This is a genomic window from Sphingomonas sp. H160509, assembly GCF_024124765.2.
Classification (GTDB): domain Bacteria; phylum Pseudomonadota; class Alphaproteobacteria; order Sphingomonadales; family Sphingomonadaceae; genus Sphingomonas.
The window spans coordinates 3,302,229-3,312,885 of the sequence record NZ_JAMXSR020000002.1 but is presented as its reverse complement, the minus strand read 5'-3'; the positions used below and the strand labels follow the sequence as shown (position 1 = coordinate 3,312,885).

At 66.4% G+C, this 10,657-nt stretch carries 8 protein-coding genes and 2 pseudogenes; 7 read left to right on the top strand and 3 right to left on the bottom strand.

Translation table 11 applies throughout. From position 1 onward, the window contains the following. Positions 1–85 precede the first annotated feature (85 nt). The 3 genes and pseudogenes from otsB (at position 86) to NHF48_RS18010 (ending at position 4,026) form a co-directional block, all read left to right on the top strand. Entirely contained in the window at positions 86–847 is a 762-nt protein-coding gene (gene otsB / locus NHF48_RS18020; protein WP_263816925.1) for a trehalose-phosphatase, read from the top strand. Positions 848–871: 24 nt separating this feature from the next. Then, a pseudogene (locus tag NHF48_RS18015) lies at positions 872–2,642 on the top strand (glycoside hydrolase family 15 protein). After that, positions 2,639–4,026 (top strand): annotated as a pseudogene (locus NHF48_RS18010) (alpha,alpha-trehalose-phosphate synthase (UDP-forming)). The pseudogenes NHF48_RS18015 and NHF48_RS18010 overlap by 4 nt, the downstream one beginning before the upstream one ends. A gap of 132 nt (positions 4,027–4,158) precedes the next feature. On the opposite strand, the gene NHF48_RS18005 reads toward NHF48_RS18010, so the two are convergent. After that, positions 4,159–5,238, bottom strand: a complete 1,080-nt coding sequence (locus NHF48_RS18005) for a mechanosensitive ion channel family protein (RefSeq protein WP_446741177.1) — start codon at positions 5,236–5,238, stop codon at positions 4,159–4,161. Between the two features lie 107 nt (positions 5,239–5,345). Here NHF48_RS18005 and NHF48_RS18000 point away from each other — a divergent pair, with 107 nt between their 5' ends. The 4 genes from NHF48_RS18000 (at position 5,346) to NHF48_RS25360 (ending at position 8,511) form a co-directional block, all read left to right on the top strand. After that, complete coding sequence (locus NHF48_RS18000; protein WP_253071875.1) at positions 5,346–6,086, top strand: phosphocholine cytidylyltransferase family protein; 741 nt, start codon at positions 5,346–5,348, stop codon at positions 6,084–6,086. Next, positions 6,083–7,072, top strand: coding sequence for a hypothetical protein (locus NHF48_RS17995; RefSeq protein ID WP_253071874.1), 990 nt, complete (start codon positions 6,083–6,085; stop codon positions 7,070–7,072). Before NHF48_RS18000 ends, NHF48_RS17995 begins: the two co-directional genes overlap by 4 nt. Next, positions 7,069–7,197, top strand: a complete 129-nt coding sequence (locus tag NHF48_RS17990; RefSeq protein WP_263816924.1) for a hypothetical protein — start codon at positions 7,069–7,071, stop codon at positions 7,195–7,197. Before NHF48_RS17995 ends, NHF48_RS17990 begins: the two co-directional genes overlap by 4 nt. 609 nt (positions 7,198–7,806) lie before the next feature. Continuing rightward, on the top strand, positions 7,807–8,511 hold the full coding sequence (locus tag NHF48_RS25360; protein ID WP_342454687.1) for a CDP-alcohol phosphatidyltransferase family protein: 705 nt from the start codon (positions 7,807–7,809) through the stop codon (positions 8,509–8,511). 179 nt (positions 8,512–8,690) lie between these two features. Here the strand turns inward: NHF48_RS25360 and NHF48_RS17980 are convergent, their stop codons facing one another. Further along, positions 8,691–9,581, bottom strand: coding sequence for an asparagine synthase-related protein (locus NHF48_RS17980; RefSeq protein WP_253071873.1), 891 nt, complete (start codon positions 9,579–9,581; stop codon positions 8,691–8,693). Then, positions 9,539–10,639 (bottom strand): asparagine synthase (glutamine-hydrolyzing), encoded by a 1,101-nt coding sequence (gene asnB, locus NHF48_RS17975; protein WP_263816923.1) that lies wholly within the window; start codon positions 10,637–10,639, stop codon positions 9,539–9,541. Before asnB ends, NHF48_RS17980 begins: the two co-directional genes overlap by 43 nt. Positions 10,640–10,657 lie beyond the last annotated feature (18 nt).

Genomic DNA, 10,657 nt, shown 5'->3' with positions numbered 1-10,657 from the left:
TGCCCAACCCCCAAAAATCGAACCGCACCCGTTCCAATTTTGCAGTGCAGCGGAACGGAGCGGTGGCGCTATGGGTTCAAGGATGATGCTAGCCGAACGCCAGCCCGCGACTGATGTCCTCGCGCCGCCCCTTGCCGTGCCCGACGCCGTGAGCCTGTTCTTCGATTTCGACGGGACGCTCGTTGATCTTGCCGCAACGCCGGATGCCGTCGTGGTGAGCCAGATGCTGCTCGACACGCTCGATACGCTCGCCGAGCGCTTTCCCGGTCGCGTCGCGATCATCAGCGGGCGCTCGATCGCGCAGCTCGACGCTATGCTCGGACGCCACGCGCACCTGTTCGCGGTCGCGGGCAGCCACGGGGCGGAAACGCGTACGCCGGACGACGGTCATGTCGCCGCCGAACGCCCCGCCTCACTCGAAGCCGCCGCCGACTCGTTCCGCGACTTCGCCAACGCCAACGGCCTCGTCTACGAAGCCAAGAGCCTTGGCGCGGGACTGCATTACCGGATGGCGCCGGACTTCGAACCCGCCGCCGTCCGCCTCGCCGAGGACCTCGCCGCCACGCACGGCCTCACGCTCCAGCGCGGCAAGATGATGGTCGAGCTGCGCACCCCCGGCGACAAGGGCGCGGCGCTTCGCAAACTGATCGCCGCGCCGGCGATGGCGGGCAGCGTGCCGTATTTCTTCGGCGACGACGTCACCGACGAGGACGGGTTCGAGGCCGCGCGCGATCTTGGCGGGGCCGGCGTGCTTATCGGCGAGCAACGGCCTACCGCCGCCACCTACCGCCTGAACGACGTTGCCGCACTTCGCGACTGGATTGCTGCCATATTGGAAACACGATGACCGCACCTATTCAAAAAAGCCGACATGAACCTTTGGCCGATCGGCAATTGCCAGGTCTCCGCGCTGATCGACAAGACCGGCACGTTCGTCTGGGGCTGCGTGCCCCGCGTCGACGGCGACCCGGCGTTCTGCGCGCTACTCGGTGGCGATGCGCCAAAGACCGGGTTCTGGGCGATCGAACTCGAGGGCGGTGCGAAGACGACGCAGGCCTATATCCGCAACACGCCGATCCTGGTGACGCGGCACGAGGACGAGGCCGGCAACGCGGTCGAGGTCATCGATTTCTGCCCGCGATTCGTGCGTGAGGGGGCGGACCTATCGCCCGACCAGCTTCGTCCGGATCGTCAAGCCGGTGGCCGGCTCGCCGCGCATTCGCGTTCGGATGCGGGTCGCGACGAACTGGGGGAAGCCGACCGAGCACACGCAGGGTTCGAACCACATCCGTTTCCTGATGGACGACCAGACGCTGCGGCTGACCACCGATGCGCCGGTCGGGCATATCGTCGGCGAGAACTGGTTCCGGCTCGAGCGCCAGATGCACCTGTTCCTCGGCCCCGACGAGAGTTTCGCGGGCGTGCTACACGAGGCGGCCGAGGCGATGCTGTCGCGGACCAAGGACGAGTGGCGTCACTGGGTGCGCGGGCTGGCGACCCCGGTCGAGTGGCAGGACGTCGTCATCCGCGCGGCGATCACGCTGAAGCTTTGCCAGCACGAGGAGACCGGTGCGATCGTCGCCGCGCTCACCACCTCGATCCCCGAGCATGAGGGGTCGGAGCGCAACTGGGACTATCGCTACTGCTGGATCCGCGACGCCTATTATACCGTGCAAGCGCTCAACCGGCTGGGTGCACTCGACGTGCTCGAAGGGTATCTCGAATATCTGCGCAACATCGTCGATGCGTCGAAGGGCGGCCATGTCCAGCCGCTCTACGGGGTCGGCGGCGAGGCGACGCTGATCGAGCGGATCGAGAGCGACCTGCCCGGCTATCGCGGGATGGGCCCGGTGCGCGTCGGCAACCAGGCGTACGAGCAGATCCAGCACGACGCGTACGGCCAGATCATCCTGTCGGACGTCCAGGCGTTCTTCGACAAGCGGCTGTTCCGGATGTCGAGCGAAGAGGATTTCAAGAGCCTCGAACTGGTCGGCGACCGCGCGTGGGAGACGTACGACAAGCCCGACGCGGGGCTGTGGGAGCTGCGCACCAAGGCGCACGTCCACACCTATTCGGCGGCGATGTGTTGGGCGGCATGCGACCGGCTGGCGAACGCGGCGGAGGTTCTCGGGCTCGAGGATCGCCGGACGTTCTGGGAAGAGCGCACCAACACGATCCGTACGACGATCGAGCAATCGGCATGGCGCGAGGATACGCAGCGTATCTCCGCGACGTTCGGTGGCGACGATCTCGACGCGAGCCTGATCCAGCTGCTCGACCTGCGCTTTTTCGCACCCGACGATCCGCGGTTCCAGTCGACGCTGAAGGCTGTCGAGGAAGGGCTGCGGCGTGGTAGCCACATGCTGCGCTATGCGACCGAGGACGATTTCGGCCTGCCGCACACCGCGTTCAACGTCTGCACGTTCTGGCTGATCGAGGCGCTGCATGCGACCGGCCGCACCGCCGACGCGCGCGCGCTGTTCTGCGAGATGGTCGCGCGCAGGACGCCTGCCGGGCTGCTGTCGGAGGATATCGATCCGAATACCGGCGAGCTGTGGGGTAATTATCCGCAAACATATTCGCTGGTGGGGCTGATCAACTGCGCGGTCCTGCTTAGCAAGCCGTGGAGTGCCGTCCGATGAGCCGCCTCGTCGTCATCTCGAACCGCGTCCAGTCGGTCGATGCGCCCTCCGGCAACCAGGGGGCCTCGCGGTCGCGTTGCTCGCCGCGCTGCGCGAAAAGGGCGGCGTGTGGTTCGGCTGGTCGGGTTCGACCACCGAGACCTTCACCGGGCACATCAATTTCCAGCAGGGTAAGGGCGTCACCACCGCGACGATCGACCTCGAAGAGCAGGATTTCGACGAATATTATAACGGCTATGCGAACCGCACGCTGTGGCCGCTGTTCCATTACCGGATCGACCTGACCGAGTTCGAGCGCGATTTCTCCAGCGGCTACGCGCGTGTGAACAAGCGGTTTGCGGAGACGGTGCTGCCGTTGATCGAGCCCGAGGATCTGGTGTGGGTCCACGATTATCATCACGTCCCGCTCGGGCAGGAACTGCGCAAGCTTGGCGTCGAGAACAAGATCGGGTTCTTCCTCCACATCCCGTGGCCGCCGATGGCGATGCTGCTGTCGCTGCCGAGCCACCGCGCGTTGGTCGAATCGATGTTCGCGTACGACGTGGTCGGGTTCCAGACGCAGGACTGGCTCGACAGTTTCCTGCATTATGTGACGAGCCAGCTCGACGGCGTGGTCGGCGAGGATGGCTGGGTGACTGTCGGCGATCGTACGATCAAGGCGATCACGACGCCGATCGGGATCGAGACCGCGGACTTCGAGAAGTCGGCGAACAGCGACGCCGCGCGGCATGCCAAGGAGCGGATGTACATGTCCGCGACTGGCCGCAGCCTCATCGTCGGGGTCGACCGGCTCGATTATTCGAAGGGTCTCGCCGAGCGTTTTGCTGGCTATGAGCGGTTCCTGGGGTCGCACCCTGATCGGCGCGGGCTGGTCTACATGCTCCAGATCGCGCCGCCTTCGCGCGAGAAGGTGGATACGTACCAGGAGATCCGCGCGAACCTCGATTCGATGTCGGGGCGGATCAACGGCGAGTATTCGGACATCGACTGGACGCCGATCCGCTACGTCAACCAGGGTTTCCCGCGTGACGTGCTGGCCGGGATCTACCGTGCGGCGCGCGTCGGGCTGGTGACGCCGTTGCGCGACGGGATGAACCTCGTCGCGAAGGAATATGTCGCGGCGCAGGATCCCGAGGATCCGGGCGTGCTGGTGCTGTCGCACTTTGCGGGCGCGGCGACGCAGCTGAAGGACGCGGTGCTGGTCAATCCGTACAGCCCCGAGGAGATGTCCGACGCCATCGACCGGGCGCTAAAGATGCCTCTCGCCGAGCGGAAAGCGCGGTGGGAGAAGCTGATCGACAACGTCCGTAAGGAGGACGTGATGTGGTGGTGTGAGCTGTTTATTACGGCGCTGGAAGCGGTGCCGGAGCACGTCGAGGCCTAATTCAATCCTCCCCCGCCAGGGGAGGTGGCTGGCACTTGCTAGACGGAGGGGGGAGGACACGGAACGTACGTGGCGCGTGCCTCCCCCTCCGTCGCCTTCGGCGCCACCTCCCCCTGGCGGGGGAGGATTCATCTAGGGGCGCGCCACCGGGTCGGGCGCCATCAGCAGGCGGTTGCGTGGGATGGCTTCGGGCATTTCCTCGCGGATATACTTCAGCAACGCTTCCCGCACATCGCAGCGCAGATCGAATGCGATCGCCGCGTCCTTCGCGGTCATCAGCCCGCGTAGTTCGATGCAGTCCGTTTTCACGTCCGTAACCTGGAGATTGTAGAACCGCTTGTCCCAACGCGGATTGGACGTGACGATCTCGCCCAGTTTCTCGCGCAACCTAGGCACGTCCGCGGACGGATCGAGATACCAGAACACCGACCCCATCAACTGGCTGGTCTCACGCGTCCAGTTCTGGAAGCTCTGCTCTAGGAACTTCGAGACCGGCACGACGAGGCGGCGTTCGTCCCAGATCTTGATGACCACGAACGTCAGGTTGATCTGCTCGACCCGCCCCCATTCGCCGTCGACGATCAGCACGTCGTCGATCCGGATCGGCTCGGTGAACGCCATCTGCACGCCGGCGATCAGGTTCTTCAACGCAGGCTGGGCGGCGGCACCGACGACGAGGCCGGCGATACCCGCCGATGCCATCAGCGTGACGCCGATCGAGCGGATGCCGGGGACGCTCAGCAGCATCAGGCAGACGCTGACGAAGATGATGAAGAACGTGCCTATCCGCCCGAGGATCGCCGCCCGCGTGCGCTTGCGGCGGGCGCGGAGGTTGTCCTCGACCGAGATGTCGGCGCGGATCTCGATGACGTCCTGGAACGCGCGCAGCGCCGCGACCGCGAGCCAGCCGAGCAACCCGGGGACGAGGAAGCCGAGCAGCTGCTTCCACAGATCCTTGATGTCGTTGTCCATCGGCAGGATTCGCGATACGAACGCGACGGCGACCGAGACGAAAACCGCGCGCAACGGGCGGCGGACGCGGGCGAGGACGAGGCCGTCGGTCTTGGCGGTCGAGCGACGCTGGGCGTGGCCGCCGATCCGCATCGTCAGCCAGTGCGCGACCAGCGCGACGAGGACGGCCGCCGAGACGACGGCGACGCTCTCCAGCCAGACCCATTCGGGGGGTATGTGGAGCGATCTGAACATGCGCATTTTAGCGCAACGGCCGGGTGGGCATGCGAGTTCCGCTGCAGTGCAGCATAATCGCGCGATACGTAGCAGCTTTTTTCCTGCCACACTTCGTGCGTAAGTCCGCGCCCATGAAGGCCATCATCCTTGCTGCCGGTCACGGATCGCGACTGCTGCCGTTGACGCTGACGACGCCGAAATGCCTCGTGCAGGTCGGTGGCCGCGCGATCCTCGATCATCAGCTCGACGCGGTGGCGGAGGCCGGGTTCGAGGGGGCGGTGATCGTCGGCGGCTACCGGATCGAGCAGGTCGCGGCGCATCTGGCGGCGCGCGGCGGTGGCGTACCCACCGAACTCGTGTTCAACCCGTTCTGGGCGATCGCCAACAGCATCGGCAGCGTGTGGGCATCGCGCGGATTTCTCGAAGAGCCGTTTGCGTTGATGAACGGCGACACGCTGTTCGATGCGGCTATCTTGCGCGCGGCGCTTGCCGATGGAGAATCGGGCGTGAAGCTGGTCATCGAGCCGCTGGCGACGCCGGGACTCGACGACATGCTGGTCGAGGCGGACGGCGACGCTGTCGTCGCGGTCGGCAAGCACCTGGTCGGGCATCAGGCCACAGAGCGATCGCTCGGCCTGATCGTGTCGACCGGCGGCGGCGCCTATGCCGAGGCGTTGCGCGCAGTGATCGGCGAGGAGGACGGCATCCACGCCTATCATCACGCCGTCGTCCGGCGCGTCGCGGAGACCGTCGGCGTCCGCGCGGTGCGGATCGCAGGCGATGTCCGCTGGCAGGAGATCGACCGGCCGGAAGACATCGCGCTGTGGCAGCATGACCATGACGCGCCTGCGGGCGGCGCTTCGGGGTCATGACGCGGAAGGTCGCGTTCCTGTTTCTCGGCGAGACGCTGCTGATTCCGCATCTGTATCCGATCGTCGAGGCGCTCGCTGCGAAGTCGGACGTGCCGATCGAGCTTTGGGTGAGCACGTCGGTGCAGGAGACATTGCTGACGCGGTGGACGGCGCCCTTCCCTACCGTTCGAATCCGGCGGGCACCGGGGTTTCGCGCGGTTGCCGACGATGGGACCGGGCGCAATCCGGTGCTGCCGGCGAAGATGCCGATGCTGCTGCGGCTGCTCCCGTATCTGCGCAGTGCGGCGGTCGTCGTGTGTGCCGAGCAGACGAGCCTGTGGCTGCCGCGGCTGTTTCCGCTGCGCGCGAAGTTCGTGAAGACGTCGCACGGCGTCGGTTCGATGAGCGCGCGCGACGATCCACGGCGGCGGGCCGCGGCGTTGACGTTGGTGCCGAGCGAGTTGGAGCGGCGGACCTATCTCGACCGCGGGTTCGCGCCCGAGCGGTTCGTCGCAACGGGGTATGTGAAGGCCGACTTCACGCACCGGACGCACGCCGCGCCGCCGTTCGCGGATACGCGGCCGGTCGTCCTGTATACGCCGCACTGGCAGCAGCATCGCTCGTCGTGGTGGCGCTGGGGGGCGGAGGTGGTGCGGCGGCTGGTCGCGGACGGGCGCTACAATCTGATCTTCGCGCCGCATCAGCGACTGGTCGAGCGCGCGCCCGAGGTGGCGGATTTGATGCGCGAGATCGGGGACTTGCCGCATGTGCACTGCGACATCGACGGGTTCGCGATGGTCGACGGCAGTTATACCGGCGTGGCGGACGTGTATCTGGGTGATACGTCGAGTCAGGTGATCGAGTTTCTCATGCGGCCGCGGCCTTGCGTGTTTCTTAATGCGGGGGTGTCGCTTGGGCGGGCGATCCGAATTACGCGATGTGGGCTTTTGGGGAGGTGGTCGAGGACGTTGCGGATGTCGTGGCGGCGGTGGATCGTTCGGCGTTGAGGCACACGGAATATGCGGCGGTTCAGGCGGAGTTTGCCGGGCGGTCGCTGGGGGCCGTCGAAGGTGGCGCGGCGCGTGCCGCGGGTGAGATCGTTCGATTGCTGGAGGCCACGCCCGCCCGCTAAACCTCCACCACCCCGGCGTAGGCCGGGGCCCAGTTGGGGGACGTCGCTAACGACGGACTGCGCACAGTTACTCCGGACATTCCAACTGGGCCCCGGCCTCCGCCGGGGTGGAGTAGCTGGTTGGCGTTTGCTCTCGCCTGCCCCCTCCCCCTCTCGCTTTCACGACCAGATCGGGTAACGGGTGCGGCATGGTAGATTCGACAGCCCCTACGCCAGCGCTCCGGACCGTCCGGGCGAACGACACGCTGCTCTGGGGCATGACCAATGCCGAGCGGATCCGGCGGATCGGCGTCGCGCAAGGGTTGCCGGCCGATGGCGACGGCGACACCGGCCCGGTGATCCTCGCCAACCTCGCCTATGCGTTCGACCCGATGTGGATCGCGTATCTGAAGACGCGGCCGGGTACCGTCGTGACTCGCACCGGTGTTCCCGTGCTCGCGCATGTCCGGGGTGCCGACGAGCGCGCGCGGATGACTGCGGCGATGCTCGGCGAGGCGCCGCTGGTGACCGGGCTGACGGTAATCGCCGCCGAGGCCGAGGAAGGCATCTTCAACGAGGCGCTGCGCAAGCGCGAGCGCCCGTTCGCGGAATTGCTGACCCCCTGCGGCGGTGCCGGCGATCGAGCGGGCAAGCTATGTCGGCGCGTACAAGGGCGTCACCGACCTGCTGACCAAGTATCTGTGGCCGGAATGGGCGCTGGCGATCACGCGGGTCTGCGCGCGCGCCGGGATCACGCCGAACCAGGTGACCGCGCTCGGCTCGGTGCTGTGCATCGTTGCGACGGTGGCGTTCTGGTATGGCTGGTTCTGGACCGGGCTCGCTACGGGTCTGTTCTTCATGGTGCTCGATACCGTCGACGGGAAGCTGGCGCGGTGCACGATCACCTCGTCGAAGCTCGGCAATGCGTGGGACCACGGGGTCGACCTGGTGCACCCACCGTTCTGGTGGTGGGCCTGGGCGGCGGGGTGCGCGCCGTACGGGCGGCCACTCGAGGACGGCGTGTTCTGGGCGGTGATCGGGACGATGCTGTTCGGCTATGTCGCGCAGCGGCTGATCGAGGGGGCGTTCATCGTCCGGTTCGGGATGCATATCCATGTGTGGGAGCGGTTCGACAGCTGGTTCCGGCTGATCACCGCGCGGCGCAATCCGAACATGGTGATCTTGTTTGCAGGGTTGCTGGTGACGCGGCCGGATTGGGGGATCGTCGGGGTGGCCGCGTGGACCGCGATCTCGTTGGTGGTGCATCTGGTGCGGCTGGTGCAGGCGATGGTTCGCAAGGCCAGGGGTGAGGTGTTGGTGAGTTGGCTGGCTTGAGGGCTTCGCGGGATCGCATACCCGCTAACGCCGACTTCCCTCCCCTCCGTTCGTCCTGAGTAGCCATCGAGTAGCTGCTCTTGCAGCGTATCGAGAGGGCGTATCGAAGGACAGGTTGGCGCGCGGAACACATGCTTCGATACGAGCCCTCGATGCGCTTCTGCGAAGCTACTCGGTCTCTACTCAGCACGAACGGAAAGGGGGATGCGCAAGGCTTTCGGTCGCCCGATCCACCACAGGCAGTAGATCGCCAGCGCATACAGGAACCGGCTATGGTCCCGCTTCCCAGCACGGTGATCGGCGAACACCTTGTCGACCGCGCCGGCGCGCCAGATGCCTTGCTCGCGGACGCCGCTGTCGCGCCAGAGCTGCTCGGCATACGCGCCGAAATCGCCGGCGAACCATGCGGCCAGCGGCATCTGGAAGCCCTGTTTGCGGCGATCGAGGATCCCTTCCGGGAGCCACGGCGCGATTGCCTGGCGGATGACGTATTTGCCGATTTTGCCGTTGAGCTTCATGTCGGCGGGCATCGACAGCGCGAGGTCGACCATCCCCTGCCCCAGCATCGGCACGCGAACCTCCAATGAATGCGCCATGCTCGCGCGGTCGACCTTGGTGAGCATCGCGCCGGGGAGGTTGAGCGCGAGGTCGGCGAGGCCGAACTGTTCGAGCGTGTCGGTCGAGATCGCGTCGGGATCGGGGAAATATTCCGCGACCAAAGCGGCGATCCCGCCTTCCTCCTCGGCGATGAACTCGGCCGAAAATATCTCGCGGCGGAAGGCTTCGTTCGTGATCTGCGTCTTGGCGAAGAACCGCGCGATGCCGTTCGGGAGCGCGGCGCTGCCGGTGGTCTTCCGCCAGCGTTGCAGCACGGCGTTCGCATGGCGTGAGGGTAAGGTCGGGACCGCATCCAGCGCACGCGCCAAGCGACGCAACGGCGCGGGCAGCGCCCCGATTCGGCGCTCGGTCGCGTGGCGCTTGTAGCCGAAGAACAGCTCGTCGCCGCCATCGCCCGACAGCGCGACCTTCACCTCCTGCGCGGCGATCTGGCTGACGTACCAGGTCGGCACCGCGGAGGGATCGGCGAACGGCTCGTCATAGCTATGCTGGACCTCGGCAGCAGCATCGCCTGCGCATCCGCGAGCTCCAGCGTGCGCGTGACGTGGTGGCAGCCGAGATGCCGCGCGATCGCCTCGGCATGCGGGGATTCGTCGAAGCGCGGGTCGGGGAAGCCGATCGTGAAGGTGCGCACCGGCCGATCCGAGACCTGCGCCATCGCCGCGACTACCGCGGAGGAGTCTACGCCGCCGGACAGAAATGCGCCGACATCGACGTCCGCGACCATCTGCTTGCCGATCGTGTCGAGCCATTCGTCGCGGAAACGTTGGATCCACTCCGCCTCGGACCGGGGTTCAGACGGATGATAAGCGGGCGTCCAATAGGCGCGCATCGTCGGCGGTCCGCTCGCCTCGATCGTCATCACATGGCCCGGCGGCAGGGTGCGGACCTGCGCGTAGATCGAGCGCGGGGTGCGGACGTGACCGAAGCTGAAATAATCGTGGAGCGCGCGGCGATCGACGTCGAACGCCATGCCGGGCAGCAGAGTCAGCGTCTTGAGCTCGGATCCGAACGCGAACCCGGCGGCCTGGTTGGTATAGTAGAGCGGCTTGATCCCGATCGGGTCGCGCGCCAGCGTCAGGCGGCGGGCGTGCGTATCCCACACCGCGACCGCGAACATCCCGTCGAGCCTTGCCCAGACGTCGTCGCCCCAGCGTTCGTAGCCGGCGAGGATGACCTCGGTATCGCCCGCGCTCTCGAACACGCGGCCGAGCGCTTGCAACTCGCGCCGCAGTTCGCGGAAATTGTAGATCTCGCCGTTGAAGACGAGCGCATAGCGGTGGTCGGGCGAATGGAACGGCTGGTGCCCGCCTTCGATGTCGATGATGCTCAGCCGGCGCATCCCGAAGCCGAAATCGCCATCGGTCATGACGCCCTGGTCGTCGGGTCCGCGGTGCAGGATCGTGTCGCACTGCGCCGTGACGAGGCGGGGCGAGACGACACCGCCACCTCGTGCGTAAAGGCCGGCAATTCCGCAGATGACGAACGATCCCTCGCATGACGGCAGCACCGCCGCCCGATCGCGCGG